Annotated in this window: 15 protein-coding genes and 2 pseudogenes; 11 read left to right on the forward strand and 6 right to left on the reverse strand. The window is 45.2% G+C overall.

The genetic code is table 11. The features are described from left to right. Position 1 precedes the first annotated feature (1 nt). The 5 genes and pseudogenes from pnuC to QUA36_RS06195 form a co-directional block, all read left to right on the forward strand. Positions 2-673 carry a nicotinamide riboside transporter PnuC gene (gene pnuC / locus QUA36_RS06175; RefSeq protein WP_333456167.1) on the forward strand — a complete coding sequence of 224 codons (672 nt, stop codon included), beginning with the start codon at positions 2-4 and terminating at the stop codon, positions 671-673. After that, positions 670-1,656, forward strand: coding sequence for an AAA family ATPase (locus tag QUA36_RS06180; protein WP_333456169.1), 987 nt, complete (start codon positions 670-672; stop codon positions 1,654-1,656). The genes pnuC and QUA36_RS06180 overlap by 4 nt, the downstream gene beginning before the upstream one ends. A 424-nt stretch (positions 1,657-2,080) precedes the next feature. Continuing rightward, positions 2,081-3,442: a branched-chain amino acid ABC transporter substrate-binding protein gene (locus QUA36_RS06185; protein ID WP_333456171.1), complete on the forward strand. Its 1,362-nt coding sequence runs from the start codon at positions 2,081-2,083 to the stop codon at positions 3,440-3,442. Positions 3,443-3,548: 106 nt separating this feature from the next. After that, on the forward strand, positions 3,549-4,745 hold the full coding sequence (locus QUA36_RS06190) for a branched-chain amino acid ABC transporter permease (protein ID WP_333456173.1): 1,197 nt from the start codon (positions 3,549-3,551) through the stop codon (positions 4,743-4,745). A gap of 115 nt (positions 4,746-4,860) precedes the next feature. Beyond that, positions 4,861-5,031 (forward strand): annotated as a pseudogene (locus QUA36_RS06195) (IS701 family transposase); the annotation flags it as partial. Between the two features lie 413 nt (positions 5,032-5,444). Here QUA36_RS06195 and QUA36_RS06200 read toward each other — a convergent pair. From QUA36_RS06200 to QUA36_RS06215, 4 genes and pseudogenes are all read right to left on the reverse strand, one after another. Further along, the gene (locus tag QUA36_RS06200; protein WP_333456174.1) at positions 5,445-7,097 is read right to left on the reverse strand and encodes a glycosyltransferase family 39 protein; all 1,653 of its coding nucleotides are present in this window, start codon (positions 7,095-7,097) and stop codon (positions 5,445-5,447) included. Between the two features lie 434 nt (positions 7,098-7,531). Further along, complete coding sequence (locus QUA36_RS06205; protein ID WP_333456176.1) at positions 7,532-7,735, reverse strand: hypothetical protein; 204 nt, start codon at positions 7,733-7,735, stop codon at positions 7,532-7,534. Between the two features lie 42 nt (positions 7,736-7,777). Beyond that, a complete protein-coding gene (locus QUA36_RS06210; protein ID WP_333456178.1) occupies positions 7,778-8,002 on the reverse strand; it encodes a hypothetical protein in 225 nt (74 codons plus the stop codon). 287 nt (positions 8,003-8,289) lie between these two features. Beyond that, a pseudogene (locus tag QUA36_RS06215) lies at positions 8,290-8,862 on the reverse strand (Uma2 family endonuclease). Positions 8,863-9,238: 376 nt separating this feature from the next. Between QUA36_RS06215 and QUA36_RS06220 the strand changes: the two are divergent. From QUA36_RS06220 to QUA36_RS06240, 5 genes are all read left to right on the forward strand, one after another. After that, positions 9,239-10,804, forward strand: a complete 1,566-nt coding sequence (locus QUA36_RS06220) for an ABC transporter permease subunit (RefSeq protein ID WP_333456179.1) — start codon at positions 9,239-9,241, stop codon at positions 10,802-10,804. Positions 10,805-10,902: 98 nt separating this feature from the next. Continuing rightward, positions 10,903-11,784: a class I SAM-dependent methyltransferase gene (locus QUA36_RS06225; protein WP_333456181.1), complete on the forward strand. Its 882-nt coding sequence runs from the start codon at positions 10,903-10,905 to the stop codon at positions 11,782-11,784. A 350-nt stretch (positions 11,785-12,134) separates the two neighbouring features. Beyond that, on the forward strand, positions 12,135-12,902 hold the full coding sequence (locus tag QUA36_RS06230) for a hypothetical protein (RefSeq protein WP_333456183.1): 768 nt from the start codon (positions 12,135-12,137) through the stop codon (positions 12,900-12,902). A gap of 11 nt (positions 12,903-12,913) precedes the next feature. Further along, on the forward strand, positions 12,914-13,474 hold the full coding sequence (locus tag QUA36_RS06235) for a hypothetical protein (RefSeq protein WP_333456185.1): 561 nt from the start codon (positions 12,914-12,916) through the stop codon (positions 13,472-13,474). Between the two features lie 96 nt (positions 13,475-13,570). Then, positions 13,571-14,350, forward strand: a complete 780-nt coding sequence (locus QUA36_RS06240) for an ABC transporter ATP-binding protein (protein ID WP_333456187.1) — start codon at positions 13,571-13,573, stop codon at positions 14,348-14,350. A 239-nt stretch (positions 14,351-14,589) separates the two neighbouring features. Here the strand turns inward: QUA36_RS06240 and QUA36_RS06245 are convergent, their stop codons facing one another. Next, complete coding sequence (locus QUA36_RS06245; protein ID WP_333456189.1) at positions 14,590-15,438, reverse strand: PEP-CTERM sorting domain-containing protein; 849 nt, start codon at positions 15,436-15,438, stop codon at positions 14,590-14,592. A 315-nt stretch (positions 15,439-15,753) separates the two neighbouring features. Here QUA36_RS06245 and QUA36_RS06250 point away from each other — a divergent pair, with 315 nt between their 5' ends. After that, positions 15,754-16,461, forward strand: coding sequence for an ABC transporter ATP-binding protein (locus tag QUA36_RS06250; RefSeq protein ID WP_333162984.1), 708 nt, complete (start codon positions 15,754-15,756; stop codon positions 16,459-16,461). Between the two features lie 114 nt (positions 16,462-16,575). On the opposite strand, the gene QUA36_RS06255 is transcribed toward QUA36_RS06250, so the two are convergent. Next, positions 16,576-22,068, reverse strand: a complete 5,493-nt coding sequence (locus tag QUA36_RS06255) for a response regulator (protein ID WP_333456191.1) — start codon at positions 22,066-22,068, stop codon at positions 16,576-16,578. Positions 22,069-22,597: the final 529 nt, after the last annotated feature.

The following is a 22,597-nucleotide window of genomic DNA, read 5'->3' on the forward strand; positions in this document are numbered from 1 at the left end:
CATGAAAAAAGCGAACCTGCCAAACTTAATCGGCTTCGCAGCAAGCATCTTCGTGCTCCTGCTTTCAGTTCAGTGGTTTGTCGCTATCCAACTCGACTTAATCGAAGCGATAGCCGCGATCGCATCTGCTTGGAGCGTTTGGCTACTTGCTAAAAACAATCCCCTAGGCTGGTGGATCGGCTTAATCGGAGTTATCGCCTACGCTGCGGTGTTTTATAAAGTTAAACTTTACGGCGAAGTTGCGATTCAAACCTTCTATTTAATCACGAGCTTGCAAGCAATTTATATTTGGCTGCGGGGCGGCGAAAACAGCACAGAAAAACCTGTATGTCGCATTCCCCAACGCTGGCTCATCCTCACCGCAGTCTTAGTTACAGTTGGCGTATTTGGCTTGCGAACAGTATTAGTATATTTGGGCGGTGCAGCACCATTTTGGGACGCCCTGACCACCATCTTAAGCGCGATCGCCCAGTTGTACCTGATGGAACGCTATCTCGAAAGCTGGTATTTGTGGATTCTTGCAGACACGATTTACGTTCCCTTGTATGCCTCGCGCGGGCTATATCTGACGAGTATTTTGTACGCGATATTTTGGTTGATGGCAATTTACGGACTGCAAAATTTTCAGAGGATTTACTCGGAACAAAAGTTAAAACAGCAGCAATCTTTATGATACTCGGTGTTACTGTAGGCAAATTTTACCCCTTCCACAAAGGACACGACTACTTAATTCGAGAAGCTAAAAAAAAGGTTGACCGTTTAATCGTTCTCGCCTGTTACAAAACAAATCAAGCAGTTGCAGGAAGCGTTAGAGCCGACTGGATTCGGTTTTTGCATCCCGACGCAGAAGTTATCGAAGTGCTCGACAATTTGCCGGAAGCCCCCGAACCTTGGGCTCAGAGGGCTCTTGAGGTGCTTTCCGGGCGAAAACCCGATATCGCTTTTACTTCAGAAGATTACGGCGAACCTTGGGCAAAACTGATGGGATCTCAACACTTTGCAGTCGATCGCGAACGGCTCAAATTCCCGATTTCTGGAAAGGAATTGCGATCGCACCTAGCCGAACACTGGCAAATGCTGACTCCCCCAGCCAAGGCCTACTTTGCCAAACGAGTCTGCGTGCTGGGTGTAGAATCGAGCGGCACAACTACCCTGGCGCGATCGCTCGCACAGCACTACCAAACTGTTTGGGTTCCCGAATACGGCAGGTGTTACTGGGAAGGTAGGCAATATTCCCCCGATCCTGAAATTTGGGACAGCTATGAATTTGTAGAAATTGCCAAGAAACAAGCTGCTATAGAAGACGATATTGCTACTCGCGCTAACAAAGTAGTTATCTGCGATACAGATTCTTTAGCGACTTGTATTTGGCACAAACGTTACGTTGGTTCGGAACACCCGATGATCGAGCAAATTGCAGACAGCCGCCGCTACGATTTATATATTTTGACTCAGCCGGATTTCGGGTTTGTTCAGGATGGAACGCGAGAAAGCGAACATTTACGAATGACTATGCACCAGCGGTTTGTTGAGGTTCTTCAGAAGAAAGGAAAGCGGTATATTACGGTGGGAGGAACGCACGAGTTGCGAATGTCGGAGGCAATTGGGGCGATCGATTCGCTGTTGGTTTTTGAACCGTTAAAGGAGCTAGAGTAATGATTAATTATGAATATTTTAGTGCAGAACGCTCACAGGAAAAAAGGGATTCATCTTTGATTTGGCAATCAAGCTGATTTGACGCTGGGGGGTTGAAAAAGGGAAAGGAAATCTGTATTTTCCTTTCTCTTTTAAATTTTAACTGGTTTAACTGGTTTTAACTGGTTCCCACGCTCTGCCTGCAAACCCATTTCGCTCTTGCTCTGCCTCGTGTGCTGGAAGCAGAGCCTCCCGGTAGGCATTCCCCGGCAGAGCCTGGGAACGAGAAACAGAGGCTGGGAACGATAGAAAACGAGAGAAACAGCTTGTTGCAGCGGTGTATCTTTAAAAGTTGGTCTAAAATTTGAAAATTTGTGCTAACCCTTGACTACATACTTAAAACAGTGGAAATATGCTAAAACGCAACCAACAAACGAACCAACCTATGAACTTTTCCAAGAAGTCAGGGGGCAAAAGTGCCACATCCCCAAAAATCAACTCAACACACAATCTCGGCGTCGGAGGATTGCGGAAATTACTTTTTGCCGCCGGAATAGCCTCTCTGTGCGCTAGCTGTCAAAATCCTCAAGCACCCACCGCCACAACTCCCGGAGGCAGCCCCGGAACCAGTCCCGCAGCCACTCCCGTCGCAGTCAGCAGCCCCGGAGACCCAAATACTGTCAAAATTGTCTCCATGCTGCCGATGACAGGCAGCGCCTTGGGTCAATCTCAAACAATGGTCAACGGCATCCAACAAGCCCTCGCCGAAACCAACTCCAAAGCTTGCGACGGCAAAATCCAAATCCAATACGAAGTTTTCGATGACGCCACCGCCGCCGCCGGCAAATGGGACCCGGCCCAAGTAACGTCGAACTCCAACAAAGCAGTCGCTGACGGTTCCGTAGTTGCCGTCATTGGTCACTATAACTCCGGTGCCGCCAAACTTTCCATTCCGGTGCTCAACCAAGCTAACATCGTCATGATCAGTCCGGCCAACACTTATCCGGGACTGACTAAACCAGGAAAAGGCGAAGCCAAAGAACCCAACGTTTATTATCCCGCTGGCACTCGCAATTTCACCCGCGTTGTCCCCGCTGACGACCTTCAAGGGGCTGTAGCTGCCAACTGGGCGAAATCTTTAGGCGTGCAAAAAGTCTACATTCTTGACGACCAAGAACTCTACGGCAAAGGCATCGCTGATGTTTTTGAAGCAACTTCTAAAAAGTTGGGAATTCAAGTCCTCGGAAGAGAGGGAATTGATATTAAAGCTAGCGACTACAAGGCGTTAATGAATAAGATCAAAGCTTTAAATCCCGACATGATTTACTTTGGAGGCACTACTCAAAGCAATGCCGGACAAATAATTAAAGACATGAGAAATGTCGGAATGACGCCTGATGCAGTTAAATTCATGGGGCCCGACGGCATTAAAGAGCAAGCTTTAATTGACGCGGCGGGCAAAGATGCTGAAGGAATTTACGCTACTTTTGGCGGCTTGCCTCCTCAAGAATTGACTGGTGCGGGCGCGAAGTGGTACGAAAGTTACAAGGCAAAATATAATGCTGAACCGGAAGCTTATGCAGCTTATGCCTATGAAGCTGCTAAAGTTGCGATCGGCGCAATTAATAAAGTTTGCAAAAATGACCGCGCTGCTATCCGCGAAGCTGTCTTGGCAACTAAAGATTTTAACGGGGTACTCGGCACTTGGAGTTTTGACACCAACGGCGACACGAGCTTGACTACAATGTCAGGAAATGTTGTTAAAGGTGGCAAGTGGGAGTTCGTGAATGCGCTCAAGACCGAATAATTAATCAGAAGGAAGAGGGAAGTTCGGCAACGGATTTTATAACTGATGTAACGGATGTAACGGATATCGCGAAGAAGGAAGAAGGAAGAAGGGATAATAAAAAATTATGCCTTTTTCCTTCTCCCTCCAATGTCCCATGCCCGATTCTCGATTCGCAATTCCCAATTCGCAATTCCCAATTCGCAATTCCCAATTCGCAATTCCCAATTCCCAATTACTCAAAAACATGAAGAACTGGAAAAGTATTCTCTTATATCTAGGTGTAGTTTATATAGTTTTGCTATTAGGCCCGATCGCAGGATTTGATTTGCCAAAAATCGTTGGAGAAATAGTCAGCAATCCTGAAGTTTTGATTCAACAATTATTAGTTGGTCTTGTCAACGGCGCGCTGATTGCAATTATTGCTTTGGGTTACACTATGGTTTATGGCATTATTGAGTTAATCAATTTTGCTCACGGCGATTTATATATGTTGGGGGCTTTTGCTTCCCTAACCGTGTTCGGGGCTTTTGGGATGCAAGATGGCGCACCTTTGGCTATTGCTATACCGGTGATGTTAGTTGCTTTAATTGTATGTTCGGTGTTTTGTGCTGGACTCAATATTGTTGTGGAAAAGTATGCTTATCGGCCTTTGCGAAATGCTCCTCGTTTAGCTCCTTTAATTTCTGCAATTGGAGTTTCTTTTATTTTCCAAAATATGGGCCTGTTTTGGGGAGGATTGAAAGCTTTTATTCCGGTGATGGGTTCTAATTCTGCGGCTCCGAAAAGCTTTCCCGATTTGTTACCGCGAGTTGATATTTTCAAAGCTTTGGGAATTCAAACGAGTATTGTATTTACTACGAAAGATTTAATTGTGTTGGTGGTGGCGGTGGTATTGATGGTTTTGCTTCATGTGTTTGTGCAATACACTCGTCTGGGAAAGGCGATGCGGGCAACGGCTCAAAGCCGCGATGCTGCTAAAATTATGGGAATTAATGTGGATCAGATTATTGCTCTGACTTTTTTGATTGGGGGAGCTTTGGCTGGTTCGGCTGGGATTCTGGTTGGTTTGTACAACAATACTATTGTGTTTACGATGGGGTTTACGGCAGGTTTGAGGGCTTTTACGGCGGCGGTTTTGGGGGGGATTGGGAATATTGTCGGGGCGATGTTAGGGGGGGTTTTGATTGGGTTGCTGTCGTCTTTGAGCGATCAGTATTTGTCGAGCCGCTGGACTAATGCTTGGGTGTTTGGCGTTTTGGTGGTGATTTTGGCTTTTCGGCCAGGGGGCTTGTTGGGCGAGAATGTCCAGGAGAAGGTTTGAAATTGCTGGGTTTAAATAATGGCAAGAGATACTTATCGGGACTTCAACAAAAAATATGAGCTAAATGAGTTCTAATGCTTGAAGAGCAAGTATATAACGTTTTAAACAATGAGCAATGAAAGAGACGACCCCCGCCGCCATGCCCCCCTGCTGTGATAAATGGTGTCAAAGATTTGACGATATCTTTGGTCATCAAGCCCAAAAACGGAAGTTTAGGAACTATTTAGGCGGATTATTGGGATCTCAGGAGCGAAAAAACCTCTCGCAGATGGCGACAAACGCCGTTGCTTAAAGTTGTGCTGTGATTCAATGTCAAACAATCAAGGCAATGGGAAGTCAAAAATATGTGGGTAGGTTAACTGAATACGGGCGCTCGATACCTCGCCATAGTAGTTTTTGGATTGGATTATAGGGTAAATGTTGGGCGCAGCGAGGCGGAGGGAGTTGGCATGGAATGCAAGTCAATAGATTATTACGCTCATTAATCGGAATTAGGCGCAATAAACTACGATTTTTTCCGAGGGGTATGAGGGCTATGTCATTGATTATATCAATGTTTTGACTCTAGTTGTCACCCCCCTCAGCGGTAATGCTTGTATCACACTTTAAATGCAAAACAGCTTATGTGGATTGTCCAGTAACCCACTCACTCATGCCATTCCAATAATCTACTCCCGACAAAGAAGACCCCAAAGTACCCTAGTTTGAGCGCTTGGTTGTTTTAATTTTGGGAGGAATTCGATAAATGACCCAGTTGGGTGTTTCCTGATAGAGTTCCAATTTTTTTTGAATGTATGCAACCAATTTAGGGTTATCTTTTGCAATTTGATTATTGCCATATTTAACAATTCCCATCCAATCTGCTCCCTGGGTAATCAAATCTTCCAAGATGGCAATTAAAGTATCCTCGGTTATGGGATATTTCCAATAAATACTATTCTTTCTCATGCTCTCTTGAGGACTCGAAGGAGGAGAACCCCAATAAATAGCAGGAGGAAAAACCCAGCCACGTCGGCGACTATAATAGATAGCGACGGGATCGCCCCCTCCACGATTAGCTATAGTAACAACAAGGTCGCTTGGTTGAGTTATTTGCTGCAAAGCTATCCCTAGTTCGTAGCCATCTTTGGCCACCGGAGAATAGCACCATCGGTTTAACTGTCTATAACCAATTCCAGAAATGATTAGTAGTATTGCCGTTATGAGAGCTAATGCAGAAGATGAACCTCCGGCTCGCTTGGCGAATGAAGCAAGTGCTATCACGCCATTTCCTGCTAGAGCGGCGGCGGCTGGGTTAACAATATTTAAATTAGAGTAATTTGTAACGAGCTGTTGAGCGCCAATGAAGTAATAAATGGCAAAAGCAAGTATCCACCAATGAAACATCCCTGGTACTCGTGCGGCTACATTACTTGGCTGCTGTTCTGATTCTTGGGTAGCAACTTTATAATGAGGGGGAACGAATAAACCAATAGCAACAAGTAGCATGATGGGATATGTCCAAATCCGCCGAGAAATAAGATGATAAAGTTCAGGGAGAAAATATTTCTTTTGTACCCATTCCTGTAACCCATGATCCCAGAGCCAGTTCCCGCTGCCCGCAAAGTGGTAAGGCGGATAGGTGAGAGCAAGATGCCTCGCCCACAAATAATAGGCAGCTACTGGCAGGAGGATGGAAATGGCAGCGACTCCAATTACTATCAGCTTTTTCGGGCGCAGTAATCCTCGATGGCCCAGGACAACAAATATTGTATAGAGCATCGGAATGCCAATGATTAAACCTGGTAGTTTGGTTAAAAAGCCCCAAGTTGCAAAGAGGGTGGCAAGCAATAAATAGTACCAGCGGTCAGTTTGTAGGTAAGCAATCAGCATCCAGAAACTTGTTACAACTAATGCCACCATTGCCGGGTCGGGAAGGAAAGACCGATCCACATATATATGGCCTGGAAAAATTGCGAGAATTGCGGCACTCATAAGAGCGCGATCCCGATCCCAAATATGAGAAACTAACTGATAGAAGGCAAATATTCCCCACAAGCTAAACAGGACAACGACGCTGCGTCCCACCCAATCATGCTGTCCCAATAAAGTATAGAGAAGGGCTGTAATATAAGTAACTGTTTGAAATTCCCGTCCATTATAGCTAGGTCCTGGCCCATCCCAGCTAACTTCAGGGTAGAAGATATTCCAATTTTTGCGATAGAAATTTTCGGCCATCATGGCTGTGCTTGACTGACGCCAACTAAAGCTATCAATAAATGGCTGATCGATATGAAGAAATCTCCAAATAGCTGCAACTACAAGAATTGATATCAGGAGATAAGTGGTGCTCCTATAAATTGGAATTTTCATGTTGGCTCTGATGATATAAAAAACATCTGACCTATAAAGCTACGCAGTAAGCTAGTGGAACTTAGACAAGGGCAGCGCTAGCTAACTAACTTTACACCTTGGAAGATATCTTGGTCAAGTGGAGTACGCTAACCAGCAAAGAGGGGGAGCCTTCACAGCCTGCTCCCCCAAAAGGTTGCAGGTTTTCTCCTGCGTAATTCTTGTTTTAATTGTCTGATATCGAGTTGTGCTTAAAAATTCCTATTTATAAGTGCAAAATAGAAATAGGAAGAGTCAACAGTTTTATCATGTATCTGAAAGATTCTCCCCAAGTGATCGCAGTTATAGAAAACCAGCGTTGCTGAAATGAGATCCGATCGAGCGAGGGAGTGAAAGAGCGATAAAATAATGAACATTAAATAAAAATACATGGAATGTCTTGAATGTCAGTCAAGTCATGTTAATAAAAGTTGGTATAAAATAGCTAAAATGACTTCCTCTTGTGGTGTGAGGGAAACTATTTCGGCCATCTCGAATTGACTTTTGCCGTTGCTTTGAGTTCCTGGCGCGTGGAGGGGACGATTTCCGTTTTGATGTCCCAAGAGCGTCAGTGTGCTGCTACTTCCTTCACTGGTACTGTGGGTGAGGCGAGTTTTCACCTTCAACTGAGGTGCTAAATTCCAGTTCGCGATCAGAAATTCTCACTCGGCGCTGCTTTCACCATTGAGGCAATCCTGCGTCGCCAATGTCACCGTTGCCGCATCTTGCCAAGGCTGAGTGATGTCTCCTTCCCGGTAGCATAGGGTAATGGCGATCGTGCAGTCTCCCTGGTTTTCAGAGCCAATAACTAGCTTGGTTGCTTGCGACTGAAGGAATCCTTTTGCAACAAGGATTGTCGCCCATCGGAGAGCATCTGCACCCGGCACTTGTACGTGTAGTTGTCGGAAGTGGGGAAATCGGTCGCCGAGACCTCGGTTAAGTGGATAATTCGTTGATTGTCGTGCATACTAGGGTGAAGAATTATGTAAGGAGAGCAAGCCGACTACCCATGCAGCAAAAACTTAAACTATATGTTAAGGATGAAAAATAGTCAGCGTTCGCCGTCATCTTCCTACTACTGAAAAAATACTTAATGGGGCGATCGCCAACATTGATTTTTTATTTTCAAGTATAAGATAGCGCTTCCCAATTGAGTGGAATACTGTACGCCCAATCAAACATTCCCTGGTTTTAGCCAGCCAAAAACTTCGCCTAAAGTCAACTGCATTTCCGGCATAAATTTGGGCATCGGAAGTATATCTGTTGGTTCTTGTAAGGAAATAGGCTGCTGCTTTGCGGTATAGGCTAAAATGTTTTTTTCATCGGGATATAGCAACCAACCTATCTGATAACCGGCATTCAAACAGTGCAAAATATTGTTTGTGACTTGGGTTTGGCTTTGGGCTGGGGACAATATTTCTATTGTCTAGTCTGGGTGAGCATTAAATGTATTGGCAATTTAGCCGTCAGCGTCTAGGGGAATGCGATTCCAAAGAAAAATGGCGACATCGGGAACAATAGAACGTCCGCCAAAGGTGCAGCGAAGTTCTGGTAGGGCTAGGGCAATTTGCGGTTTCTCTGCGATGTCGTTTGTGACTGTTACGAGTCTGCCTTGTAGTTTGCTGTGTTTTCCTTGGGGCATAGGTTTTTGGACGATCGCACCTTTGATGTATTCGCTAGCGGGTTTGGTTTCTGGGAGTTGCAAAAACTCGTCGAGGGTGATAGTTTTTTGAGGTGCTTGTACCATATAGCGATCGCCCGTTTGAAGCGTGTTGCGGTAACAGTTCCAGTATATTTGAAGTTTCGTCACTTTTGGTGCAATAATCGAACTCAAAAGACTCTAAACTGTAGCTAGCCCGATCGGCAGTTTCCAGAGCCAGCGGTCGATAGAGTTGCTTGAGGTGAGGCAGAAGTTGGCACTACCCGCGTCAGTCGCATCTATAACTGCGATTCCTAGCATTTTTTCATCTATAGCAATCCTAAATGAGTCGTAAATTTTTGACCCCACCCCAACCCTCCCCTTACTAAGGGGAGGGAGTAAGAAATTCACAAATGATTTAGGATTGCTATAACTACTGACTGCTGACTAATAACTAATGACTAATGACTAATAACTTCTTCCTATGTCAAATAAAATAATTAATGCGATCAAATCGAGCGGTATTTTAGGGGCTATCGGCTCTTTGACTGTTCTGTTATTCGGCGGTTGGAGCGGCACCGTGATCGGCTGGCTGATGGGTACGGCTGCGGGCTTTATGAGCTGTCGGGATCAGAAGGTTTACAGCCCGAAAATGGGTGCTGCGATCGGCAGTTTAGCGGGATTGGGATTGGGAGTTTGGCTGTTAGTTGCGAGTGTGGTAGAAGGGGTTTTGATTAGACCTTTTTCTGGTCAACCTGCTGTTGCTTTGCCGACGACGCTGCTGTACGGGATTTGCAGTTTGACGATCGCAATTTTGACAGCTACGTTAATGGGTGCTTTGCAGGGTTTGCAGGGGGAACGCCAGCGGCTGGCAACTCTGGTGACATTAGCTTTTATTCTAATTCTATTTCCGTTTATCGACATTCAGGCTCAGACCGGCTGGATTGCTACTGTAGTACAGATTCAAATCTTTATTATGTTGGCGCTGGGTTTGAATATTACTGTGGGTTTTGCGGGTTTGTTGGATTTGGGATATGCGGCGTTTTTTGCGATCGGCGCTTACACAACGGCTTTGCTATCTTCTGGGCAGTTAAATATTGCTTGGAATTTTTGGGTGGTATTGCCGATCGCCGCTGGTGTAGCTGCGATCGCGGGCGTAATCCTGGGTATTCCGACACTGCGGCTCAAGGGCGATTATTTGGCGATTGTTACCCTCGGTTTTGGCGAAATTATCCCGGTTGTCTTTAGGAATTTAACTGCGATTCGGATCGACGAACCAGTCTCGAAGATTGTTGCGGCTGTTTTGGGTAAACCCGAGTTGGTGCTGTGTCTGGTTGGGTGCGATCGACCTTTTAACCTCACCAACGGCGAAGCGGGAATAAACCCGATCGGGCGTCCATCTCTCCCCATCGTCGGTACTTTCAGCACCGGCAACTACTTTCCCTGGTACTACCTAATTTTACTGCTAGTTGTCTTTGCTTACTTCATGATTTCGCGGCTGCGAGATTCCCGCTTGGGCAGGGCATGGAATGCCATGCGCGAAGATGAGTTAGCGGCGAGTGCGATGGGGATTAACCTAGTCAAAACCAAACTTTCGGCTTTTGCGATGGGAGCGACGTTTTCGGGATTTGCAGGCGCATTTTACGCCGCCTATATCAGCGCAATTTTTCCCAGCGTTTTCGATTTCTCGGTGTCGGTAATCATCCTGTGTATGGTGATTTTAGGCGGTTTGGGGAACATGACCGGGGTGATTTTGGGCGCTATCATTATCATGTCTGCCGATCGACTTTATCTGCCACAATTAGCGCAAGTCCTCAAGGGTTTTCTGAATACTTTTGTACTCCCCAGAATTGCAATTCCCCAGTTGCGAGACTTTCTGGCCACCAGTTTAGACCCGATTCAAATGCGCTTATTCCTATTCGGCCTAACTCTTGTTGTCATGATGCTCGTGCGGCCGGAGGGGCTGATTCCTGATAAGATACACCAAGCTGAACTGCATTCGGATGGTGAAGCGAGCAATGAGTCTTTAGCAGATGCTAGAAGTCAATAAGTAGGTAAGGGCAAAAACCATAGTATTTTGTAGGCGGGTTTAGCTAAGAATCTAGGATGCAAGGGAGTTTATGGGTGTAAAAACCCCGGCCCCATCTAATGTTTATTTCTAACCAACTACTTAGTAAGGGTGAAAGATTAGCCATGAAAAATGTAACTGGTACTGCTTTTATAGTTGCGGAATTTAGAGCAGAAGAGAATGAAGAGGCAATTCCTCTCTATACTGATCATGTAGTGAAAATCTGGCTGAATGAGGAAACAAAAAAAATAGCTAGCCACATAGCTCAAAGCTCTCCCGCCGCTAAAGAAATGGTTAAGTTGCGGACTAAATATTTTGATGATGTTTTGTCCAATCAAATTTTAGGAGGTTGCAAGCAAGTAGTTATTTTAGGTTCAGGCTTGGATACTCGCGCTGCTAGAATTAATGGCGAAAAAGTAACTTATTTTGAAATAGACGACCGCGCGACTCTTCAATTAAAAGAAGAAATTCTCAAAGCTAACAAAGTTACTGCGAATGTCCGCTACCTTCCCGGCGATTATGTAAAAGACGGTTTAATCCCCTTGCTGAAACAGAGTGAATTTGATTTCGCTCGACCGACATATTTTTTGTGGGAAGGCAACACTACTTTGGTTGACAAAAAAGATGTCATACTTGTGTTAGAACAAATTCGTGACAATGTTCATAATTTCCGATTGTCCTTTGATTATATGTCGGAAAAGGTGATTTTGAGAACGACGGGCTACCAAGATATCAATGATTACATAGATAAATACGAAAGTATGTATGCACCGTGGATTACTGAGTTTGAAAAGATTGCAACTTTGGCTGACGAACTCAATCTCAAAGTTATTGAAAACTTTTCGACTGCTGATTTACACGCACAATATCGCCCTGGCCGTTCGCTAGAATCTAATCTTTTTAAGTTCTATTTTGTTTGTACGTTAGAGAATACAGTAGGGTGCGTCAGTCAAGAGATTTGACTCAACTCACACAATTTGCTGCTGACACACCGCAGAGTACAGACGATCGCACTTTGTCTGTACGCTAGAAAATGCAGTAAGTAGTCGGACAAAAGTAAATAGCACGCTCATTAACTTTTGTTGCATAAGGGCACTGAGGCGATCGCCTCGGTGCGTGTCAAATTAAGGAAGTCGGGGCTCGGTTCCTTGTTTGGCGTGTATCAATGCTGTACCCTAATGCCTCCAAAAGTATTTGCCAATGTCTCAGGTAGGCTAAACTAGGAATTAACCAGCTTGACCGTCACGGCACCAGGATTAGCCATCCTCTGTATCGTCTGGCCAAGGCGGAATCCCTCCAATTATTCAAAGCTATGACTTTAGCGACAAAACAAATCATTGAAAAAAGCAATTACACCGAAGAAATTAAGGGAGTTGGAGAACAATTTGCAGCGATACAACAATCCTTAGAAAAAGCATTCCAATCTCAAGATGCTCTGGCACCAGAGGAGGGTCTTAGAGAGCTGCTGTCAATCTACGACCTTTATCTCCATATTGAATCAGAAAGCAATCCTTCTGAGAGACATAAAAGCTTAGAAGAACTTGAACGTAGCCTCGAAGCATTTAAGACAAAGTACAAAGACTTTGCCCCGAAGGAAGCTGTTGATGGCATAGAAAATGTACAACTTTGGGCTAAAATATCTAGAACAATGATGTCTGCCCAACTTTATATGCTTGCTGCATCTCTTGAAGACAACGAAGTAAAGCAACTAGGATTGTTTTACACAGGACTCATCAATTTATTAGATATTGCAGAAAATTATCTAAGCTTCTTTACCAAAAGAGGTCGCGAATTAGCCAAAGATCTAGCTCAGACATTTATCAGCTATAAAACATTTGAAGATTATGCCAAGAAAAGACCAGCAGATGAAATCACCAGCCAAGCTATAGCCATAAGAAATGCAGCCAAAGCAATTTTGTGGGAAATTGATAGACACGATCGCAAAAAATTCTCGTATAAAGCACTCTATGAAGAAGCTAAAAATGCCATAGAAACAGATGATAAAAAAGAACTCCTTAAAACTTTGCATTCCTGGCGTGAAGAGGACCTTCGTGAGCTGGAAAAGCTATCGGACAACTAGCAACCTAATTCATGAGTACGTTAATTTTTTTAGATACGGGTGTCCTCGGACAACTCATACATCCCGATCTTGAGCAAATCAAAACTAGGTTGGCTCAAAACGCTAAAAGCGAAGTTAAGGAATCGATTCTAGAAGCAAGTGAATGTGATGACTGGTTAACGACGCTAATAAATGAAAACACTCCTGTAGTTATATCCGAAATCGCAAACTATGAAGCAAGGCGCGAGCATCTCAGACGAATCAGCGATCGCCAATCAGGATCAGAAGAGAAACAAAAAGCTATTAAAGCTATTCAAAGGCTAGATGCGCTAATCACAAAAAAAGGGGTTACACATTTTCCAGTGACTTGCGAAGAGGGCAACGTAATGCAAGAAGCGGCTGAGCTATGGGCTTTTGCACGCAATAATTCTTATGCAGCCCACGATGCAGATTTAATTATAGCCGCTCAAGCCATCATTATTAAGAGAATAGGAATAGATGTAATCATTGCAACAACTGATACCGAAGACTTTAACCGATTGCTAAGACAGCACCACATTGAAGCTAGACGCTGGAGAGATATTAAACCTTAGCTGAACTGTCTCTCATTTAATTTTCCACTGTTTTTGTCCTAAAACTCAAGGGGCAACTCTTTAACAACTTAACTAATATCAGGAAACACAACCAAAATGTCATTATTAGAAGCACAGCAACTTACAATGCGATTCGGGGGTTTGACGGCAGTCAACCAGGTTAGTTTAACATTGGAAAAAGGCTCGATCGCCAGTTTGATCGGCCCCAACGGTGCGGGCAAAACTACTTTTTTCAATATGCTTACGGGTATTTACAAACCGAGTGGCGGTCAGTTGCTTTTGGAACAGAAGAATATCACGGGTTTACCGCCCGATCGCCTGACAACTTTCGGCATTGCTAGAACTTTTCAAAATATCCGCTTGTTTAACAACATGACTGTCCTGGATAATGTTTTAGTAGGTAGACACTGCCGATTGAAAACAGGTTTGTTGGGTGCAATCCTCCGCCCTCCCGCTGCGATGATTGAGGAGCGGGAATCTAAAATAAAAGCGCTCACTATGCTTGATTTTGTCGGTTTAGGTGCTGCTAAAGCGTCGGAGTTGGCAAAAAACCTTTCCTACGGCGACCAGCGAAGATTGGAAATTGCGAGGGCTTTGGCTTCCGATCCTAAAGTGCTGCTTTTGGACGAACCTACGGCGGGGATGAACCCGAACGAAACGGCTGATTTAACTCGCTTTATTTATCGGATTCGCGATGAGTTGAATTTGAGTATTTTGCTGATTGAACATGATATGAAGGTGGTGATGGGAATTAGTGATCGCGTGAGTGTTATGGAGTACGGTACTAAAATTGCTGAGGGAACTCCGGCCGAAGTTCGCTCAGATCCCCGCGTAATTGAGGCATATTTAGGAAAAGAAGAAGATGGACATGATTAATGGGTATTGTGTGCCGACAGATAAGTGAGGTCGGCAGTGTTTATCCTCGGAAGAAGCGATATAATGTTCTACCAATTAACCGCAATAAAATTAGGGGCGGGTTTCACCAAAAATCTGTCTTTCAAACCGATAATATTTATCAACCCGCCCAGGGCGACAGCATTTTATAACGAGCAATTCAATGGAAACCATAAAATGTGCGCCTTGCACATCCTACGGATTTACATTTGGGGTTTTTCCTAAACTTTTGATTTGACTTCCGACATTGTTTTCTTGTGTTTTCTCTGCCTGACAAACAATCCTAAAAATATTGCAGTACCTAATACTGTGCTCGGTTCGGGAACTGCTTCTGCTTCTGCTTCTGCTTCTGTCTCTGCGATATTGTTCTTAAGTTCTACTAACCTTAAGTTAGTAGCGCTGTTGAATGTCCGCGAATATACCCCAGAAGTGTACAGCAGGCTAGCTGCTGCATTTTCTTGAGCCAGAAAATTAAAGTTAATTTGTGTGGGTCTAAAGCTGTTGCTAACGAAGGCATCTGCATAAAAGCCACTAGAAGAGTCTAAACCGATGGCAAATTGAAAAGAGTCTAACAAAATGTTAGTAACAGTGTTAATCACGCCGAAAGATATACTCCCATTCGCCCTGGCGCGTTCGGATTGGGGGTTGTTAACTGATGTTAAAAGAGCTAAAAATGTCTGAAAAGTGAAGGAAAAAGTTTCTTCAGCATCAATGGAGAAGTCGCCGATCACTGCTGCTTGACTTTGGGCGAAACCGGAATAGTTATTCCCGCTGCCTATGACTGCACTTTGCGAGAGATTTGCTGCCAGCAATTCGTGGCAGTTAGATATAAAAAATGCCTCAGCTTTCACTTTGCTCATGACTGCACCGTTGTTAGCTATTGTCTCAGCGTTAGTGTTAGTAGATGTACCTGTGTCAGTGGGTGCGTGACTGAAGTTGTCAATCGTTACTGCTGCTGCTGAACCTGCTATTGTGGCAGCACTGCTGGGCGCTATACCTACACTCAAGCTGGTTACTAAAGGAGTTGCTAATAAAAATGCGATCGCTCCGGTACTGTGATGTAATTTCATGGTAAATTTCCTTAAATTTGAAAAATTTTAAGTGCTGTTCTTGGTAATGTAGCGGTTGGTTTCGCTTACGTATTAATACTACCTATTTACTTAGAGATTTTTGTAAAGCTACTGTCAAGAAAGCTTGTGTTTAAGTAAAAATTATGTAAAGTTGGTCGCCACAGCTACTAAAAATACATTGTATGGGCGCTAAGGCTGGTGTTGACCTAAGTAAAATTACTGGTTACTCTAAAAAAAGTTAATTTTAAATAAATGCAATAAAAATTTATAATTAGTCTGGATAATATAATAAAGCACAAAGCAGAAAGAGTAATTATGTTGGAAATTAAAGACATTCACACTTACTACGGAAATATCCACGCTCTCAAAGGAGTATCGCTAACAGTCTCGCAGGGAGAAGTTGTGACATTAATCGGCAGCAACGGGGCGGGGAAAACGACCACTCTCCGCACGATTCAAGGACTGCTGCGCCCGCGCCAAGGCACTGTATTATTTGAGGGAAAGCCTTTAGAAGCACTATCTACAGAGGCGATCGTCCGTTTGGGGATTTCTCAAAGTCCCGAAGGGCGGTTGATTTTTCCGCGCATGACGGTGCAAGAAAACCTAGAAATGGGCGCTTATCTCCGCAACGATACTCTCGGTATCAAGTCCGATATGGAAAAAGCATTAAATTTATTTCCTCGTTTGCGAGAAAGAATTAGTCAAAAAGGGGGAACTCTCAGCGGTGGCGAACAGCAAATGTTGGCGATCGGCCGGGCTTTGATGTCGCGCCCCCGCTTGTTATTATTGGACGAGCCGAGTATGGGATTGGCACCGATGTTAGTCAGTCAAATTTTTGCGATCGTCCGTGATATTAATGCTGAAGGAACAACTATTTTACTGGTGGAACAAAACGCCCGCATGGCTTTAAGTGTAGCCCATCGCGGCTATGTCATCCAAACTGGTCAGGTTGTAGTCGCTGGTACTGCTAGCGATTTGCAGTCAAATGAAACTGTTCGCAAAGCATATTTAGGTGAAAGTTAAATATGGGAATTGGGCATTGGGAATTGGGCATTGGGCATTGGGCATTGGGCATTGGTAATTGGTTATTGAAACTGACAAATAACCAATAACAACCAACAAATAAAAAATAACAAATTACCCTATTTGCGATCGCAACTTCCCCGTTTCCAATTCCGTCTCAAAAGCCGCTCGCACCTTTTCCCACTCCGCTTGGGCTTCCAACAGGCGATCGCGCGCCGTACTCACATCAAAAACCTGTTCTCCTCCAGACTCAACTGCCACGCGGCCCATATACTCCAACTCCTTGCAAACAGCAGAAAAAGACACGGCTCCTAAATTGGCGCTGCTCGACTTCAGCGTGTGAGAAGCCAGCTTCAAACTATCAGCATCGCCCAGAAAAATAGCCTCCTTAATAGTTTCTAAATGTTGCGGTGCGTCTTCCAAATATATCTTAATCAGCTCCCCCAAAAAATCTGGGTCTTCATCATCGTCTAGCTCGCGGAGATTTTGCAAAATATGAAAATCAATCGGCGAATCGGCTCCCGGTTGAACGCTCGAAGATGCCGCAGCATCACTGTCAATGTGATCAGAAATATCTTGATTGTTTTGCTCAGTAACCGCATCCAATTCATCCCGCTTCAGAGGTGAGCACTTGCTCAAGGCGATCGCCAACTCTTCCCGGCGCACCGGCTTAGTAATATAATCGTCCATACCTGCTTCCAGACACTTTTCGCGATCGCCCTGCATCGCATTAGCAGTCATCGCAATAATTCTCGGCTTCTTGTTAGCAGGCCATTCCTGACAAATGCGGCGCGTCGCTTCCAACCCATCCATGTTCGGCATCTGCACATCCATCAGCACAACATCGTAAGATTGCCGCTTCAAGGCCTCCAAAACCTCCAACCCATTAGCTGCAATATCAGCCCGATATCCTATCCTGTCGAGTAAATGCGTAGCGACTTTTTGATTCACCACATTGTCCTCAGCCAGCAAAATCCGAATCTGAGCAGAATTAGTTGCATCCTGTCCGGCAGAATTCGTCGCAACCTGCCTCAAAACAGCAGGCGTCCGCTGCACGCGGTGTTGTTCTTGAGAATTTTCAAAATACTTCAATCCCGAAGTCAAAGTCACCACATTTGAAACTTCTCCCCTGCCGCTTCTGCCAGTAACATATCCAAAAACTTGCAGCAACACATTATAAAACTGGGACTGTTTTAAAGGCTTAGTTAAAAAAGCGGAAAAATGTACTTCTGTAGTTTCAAGTTTTTTCCAAACTTCGGCCTTACTTAAATAAGTAAACAGCACCAAAGGTAGTGCTATTTTGCGAGGGCTTTTAACGCTGACATTCGGATTTAGACCGTCGCCGCCGGACAAATTGCTCAGCTCAAATTTCCGAATCTCCACAGCCAAAGCCACACCGTCCATATCTGGTAGATTCATCGCCAAAATAGCTAAATCGAGCGGCGAATTTCCTTTGATGATTTCCAACGCCTCAGCACCCGAAGTTACAGCCACGGGTATCATTCCCCAAGACTCTGCCTGCCGGATCAAAACTTGCCGATTAATGGCATGATGCTCAACAATTAACAAGCGCTTACCAGCGGCAAATTCGGGCCTTTTTTCCTCAGCCCGGATGTCATTCGCTTCCGCAGTCACCGTGAAATAAAAAATCGAACCCGAACCCGACATCGACGGCGGAGTAAATTCTGCAGGCGACATTCCAGCGATACTTTGTCCGATCCCAGAAACTCCCGGTTGAGACTTAAAACTTCCCGGAGTAACCTGGCTGACAACCCACATTGTACCGCCCATCATATCGCTCAAACGCTGGCTGATAGCCAGTCCCAAACCCGTCCCGCCGTAATGTCGCGTTGTCGAAGCATCCACCTGCGAAAAAGCTTTAAACAGGCGATCCATCCGGTCTGGCGGAATGCCAATTCCCGTATCTTGGACAGCAAATTGAATCTCGTATTGTTTGCTACGTGCCAACTCTCCCTGATTAATTGCTAGCGGTTGTGGCGCTAGAATATTAATTTTATCTGGTGAACTATTAGCAGCTACCTGTTCAATTTGCCTAGCCGTACAGCACACCACAATTTCTCCAGATTCTGTAAACTTAACTGCATTGCCCAGCAGATTTACCAAAATTTGGCGCAGTCTCGTGACATCTCCTAAAATGTTTTTCGGAACAGAATCATCAATAAAGTAAGCCAGCTCTAAACCTTTTTCTGAGGCTCTCGGAGCCAGTAATTCCAGAGATTCTTCTATACAGTTTTGCAGCTCGAAGGGGCTGCGTTCCAAATCCAATTTTCCTGATTCAATCTTGGAAAAGTCGAGAATATCGTTAATAATAGTCAGCAAAGCATCGCCGCTGGTACGAATTGTCTCCACAAAATCCCGCTGTTCTGGAGTTAGTTCCATATCCAACAGCAAGCCCGTCATCCCGATTACCGCATTCATCGGAGTGCGAATTTCGTGACTCATAGTCGCTAAAAATTCGCTCTTAGCTCTATTAGCAACTTCCGCCGCTTGTCGTGCTTGATCCAAAGCTTCATTTTGCTCTGCTAACTGTCGCTGTCGCTGAACTTCGGTTTCTAAAAGTTGTGCTTGAGCTAAGGTAATGCCGACTTGAGCAGCAACATCTTCTAATAGTTCAATTTCGTCGGGATTCCACTGCCGAGTTGCATCGCACTGGTGCAAAGTAATAATTCCATTCGGTTCTCCTTGATAGGAAGTGCGAACAGCCAACATAGATTTTAATCCGATGCGGCGGCACATCGGCCCCGAAGATTCCAGCAAAGGATCGGCAAACACATCGGGAGATGCTAGGGCTATATCTTCAGCGAGGAGTTTTTCTGTGTAGGGGTTATAAGTGACAGAAAGTTCTAAATCTAAAGCCGATTCGTGACCGGGTTCTAAGTATTCCGCAACGCAAGGAAGGTGGGGATAAGGTTCAGAAAGATAGGTGTGAATTGTACAGCGATTGACACCAAATACGCGGCCGATTTGGGTGGCGGTAGTTTGAAAAATTTCTTGAGTGTCTAAGGTCGATCGCACTTTTTGAGTAATTTGTTTGAGTAGTAAAACGCGCTGGTACTGACGTTGCAAAGTTCGCTCTCGCTCTTCGCGGGCAATTTCTGCGCCGATGTAATTGCCCATCAACTTTAAAATTTCAAAATTTAGCGGTTTAAAAGGAGATTTAGTGGTGCGAGAAGTAAAGCTCAAAGTACCAAAAATTCGCCCTTGCACCATTACCCTCGTGCCCACAAAAGCCTCCAACTTGCGGACGCTGTAAGCGGGGTGGTTGCGCCACTGAGTAGTGCCGGCTGATTCGACAGAAATAGGTTCGCTCGATCGCAAAACCTCTCGCTCAAAGGTTCTGCTCAAAGCAAAACCGTCTCCTTTAGCAAATCCAAAGGGAAAATCTTCCGGTACATAAGCCGCAATCACTTCGTAGCGATCGCCCAAAACCCTCCCCAACAGCCCGATATCCATCCCAAACTGACTACAGCCCATTGCCAGCAACCGCATCGTTCGATCGTCAAAAGAGCCTTCCGAACTCACCATTACCTCGTAGAGCGATCGAATTGCCCGCTCACTTTCCCGCAGTTCCTCAACTCCTTCGAGGCGGTTGCAGACATCGTGCAAAGTCCCGAAAATTCCCGCTATTTCGCCTTGCGAATTCCGCCGGACTTGGGCAAATAGTTCTACGGAAACAAAGCCGGAATTACTGTGAATTCCCAAGGAATTTTTGCCCGAAACCGACTTAGACTTAAATCGCAGTTCTCGCCGTTCAAATTCCGACTTCCCCGACAGCAAAGACTCCAATAAATTTGCACATTGCTCGCGCTCATCTGGATGCACCCACTCTAAAAAATTAGTTTGCAAACTTTCGGAAACCGGAAAATTCGTAATTTCCGTCCAAGCGCGGTTGAGGAATTTCCAAACCCCCGCCGCATCAATGTGGAAAATTACTGTTGCTTTCAGAGAGTCAAATAGATGGAATTGTTCTCGATCATGCTCGCGGTTTTTGACTTCAAACTGCTTGTTTAGAGTAATATCTGTATGAGTTCCTACTACCCGCAGCGGTTTGCCAGTAGCGCTGCGTAAAACTTGACCTCGGTTCAGCACCCAGACAGTGCTGCCGTCTTTACAGTACATCCGATATTCGGCTGCAAAATCCGGTGTCTTTTGGGCGAAGTGTTCTTCTAAAGCTGCCTTTACCGAGTCAATATCATCTCGGTGGATGCGACTCCACCATTCCGATCGGCGATTCGAGATTTCCCCTTCTTGGTAGCCCAGCATTTCTTGCCACCGCGCCGAATAAAAAAACTCATCTGTTTCGAGATTCCAGTCCCAAATCCCCTGATTGTTGACTGCTGGGGGGAGATTTGGCCGCTCTACGAAAGTGTGGTGAGAAATTTCAGCTATCTCGTGGCTATTTGCTGCTGTCCGCTGTATTTCTGCTGAGAGTTTTTTGTATTGAGCGTTGCTAGATTCTAGCTGGCGCTGCAAAGCAATTAAGCCAGAATGCAGAGATTTTGAATCCAGCGCTTGTAAAAGGATAGTTTTAGGATTGATAATCCCGATCGGGTGATTTGTTTCGTTGATGACTAATAAAGGCAACTGGCAGTAGTGTTTTTGCAGCAGCGCGACGGCTGCTTCGAGGCTAGAGTGCGATCGCACCAGCGGGGGCGAACTGCTGCAAATTGCTCCCGCTTTAATTTTGTTAGAGTCTCTTCCCAGGGCCTGCAACTGCACAATATCCCGCGAACTTACCACCCCAACCAGTTTGTGAATGTTGGGATTTGTAAATTTGGAATTGTGAGCAGCACCAGTCGAGTGTTGATCGGGGGTTTCAGTGATTAATACATAACTAACATTGTGTCTAAACATCAGTTGCGCCAAATAGCGAACCGAAGAATTAGAAGGAGCGTGAATTATTCGTGAGCCTGCTATTTGAGGGATTTGATAAAGTTTAATTAAACTTGCAGGTAGCTCTAATTTCTGATGCAGAATTGGCAGCGGCGGAGGGAACGCGAAAGCGGCAGGTGGCGAAGCGCTGCTAATTGCTTTTGGTGTCGATTCCCCAATTCCCTGCAACATTTGCACCAAGCTTTGAGAGCTAATTAAACCAACAAGTTCTTCAGTGTCGCTGACGACGGGCAAATGGCTAATCTGATTTTTCTCCAGCACATTTGCTAAGGCAAAAAAGTCGGGAATTTCCGATTCTCGGGCTACAGTTACGGTTCTGATCATGATTTGCTCGATCGCAAATCCCCTCAAAGCAGCGCCGATCGAATTTAGCTGTACGATATCTCGCGTTGTAAAAATCCCCAGCACTGTCTGGCCGCCCGCATAGGGAGCTTTTGAGCCGTTGAGAGGCAGCCCGTTGCCTCCTGCGTGTAGCGCACGCGGTACACCGTTGTAGAAACCCGACTGTTCCCGCGATTGTGGGGAAGTCCCGTTCATAGGATTTCCGAGTTGAGAATTCCCGCGCGGTTCTACCACGAGGACGTAACTGGCTCCTGTGCTACTCATCAGCTCGATCGCCTTTTCTACAGGCGTCTCAGGGGTGACTGTGAGGGGATTGCGGTTGATGACCTGACTGAGGGAGGGAATAAACATCAGGGGGCATAAAAGTGATATTTGTTGGAAAAACCCGATCGCAAGCAGCAGATTGATTGAGAGGCTTGGCCCGCGAGATTTCCAAGCGCGCTCAAAGTTTCTGTACGATTAAACTGACCCCTACTTCCAGCATCTTGGCATTTAAAATTAATTCCGTGCCATATCCTGAGAATTGACGGCTTCTGACTTTCAGAACCAATGCTATCTGCCAGAGGGCCCAGATGAAGGCGGGCGGGTAATTCCTCGCCTAGCCTAACTGCTGCGGGTTTACGAGCAAGAATTTCTGCGATTGTCTAGACTGCACCCTACTTTCTCGCCCTCAACGGAACTCTCGCTCGCATTCTGTTTGAGGCAAGATACCTGCACGCTACCAATTTACCAGCGACAGGAGGGGAATCACAACAGGACGACTTAGGTATGGCAACTGTGCAATTAGGGGTTCGAGGGTTCAAGGGTTCCAGGGTTCCAAGGCCAAGCAGGCAGAAAATAAATAATTCTGAGCATAACTAATTCTATCTTATCCCAATTA

Source organism: Microcoleus sp. Pol10D4, from assembly GCF_036701555.1.
Lineage (GTDB): Bacteria > Cyanobacteriota > Cyanobacteriia > Cyanobacteriales > Microcoleaceae > Microcoleus.

What these genes read in the sequence shown, in the direction of transcription:
- QUA36_RS06200 (WP_333456174.1), bottom strand. Translation starts at nt 7,097, where the DNA reads ATGAAAATTCCAATTTATAGGAGCACCACTTATCTCCTGATATCAATT.
- QUA36_RS06225 (WP_333456181.1), top strand. Translation starts at nt 10,903, where the DNA reads ATGTTTATTTCTAACCAACTACTTAGTAAGGGTGAAAGATTAGCCATG.
- QUA36_RS06240 (WP_333456187.1), top strand. Translation starts at nt 13,571, where the DNA reads ATGTCATTATTAGAAGCACAGCAACTTACAATGCGATTCGGGGGTTTG.
- QUA36_RS06180 (WP_333456169.1), top strand. Translation starts at nt 670, where the DNA reads ATGATACTCGGTGTTACTGTAGGCAAATTTTACCCCTTCCACAAAGGA.
- QUA36_RS06185 (WP_333456171.1), top strand. Translation starts at nt 2,081, where the DNA reads ATGAACTTTTCCAAGAAGTCAGGGGGCAAAAGTGCCACATCCCCAAAA.
- pnuC (WP_333456167.1), top strand. Translation starts at nt 2, where the DNA reads ATGAAAAAAGCGAACCTGCCAAACTTAATCGGCTTCGCAGCAAGCATC.
- QUA36_RS06220 (WP_333456179.1), top strand. Translation starts at nt 9,239, where the DNA reads ATGTCAAATAAAATAATTAATGCGATCAAATCGAGCGGTATTTTAGGG.
- QUA36_RS06245 (WP_333456189.1), bottom strand. Translation starts at nt 15,438, where the DNA reads ATGAAATTACATCACAGTACCGGAGCGATCGCATTTTTATTAGCAACT.
- QUA36_RS06250 (WP_333162984.1), top strand. Translation starts at nt 15,754, where the DNA reads ATGTTGGAAATTAAAGACATTCACACTTACTACGGAAATATCCACGCT.
- QUA36_RS06255 (WP_333456191.1), bottom strand. Translation starts at nt 22,068, where the DNA reads ATGTTTATTCCCTCCCTCAGTCAGGTCATCAACCGCAATCCCCTCACA.
- QUA36_RS06235 (WP_333456185.1), top strand. Translation starts at nt 12,914, where the DNA reads ATGAGTACGTTAATTTTTTTAGATACGGGTGTCCTCGGACAACTCATA.
- QUA36_RS06190 (WP_333456173.1), top strand. Translation starts at nt 3,549, where the DNA reads ATGCCTTTTTCCTTCTCCCTCCAATGTCCCATGCCCGATTCTCGATTC.
- QUA36_RS06230 (WP_333456183.1), top strand. Translation starts at nt 12,135, where the DNA reads ATGACTTTAGCGACAAAACAAATCATTGAAAAAAGCAATTACACCGAA.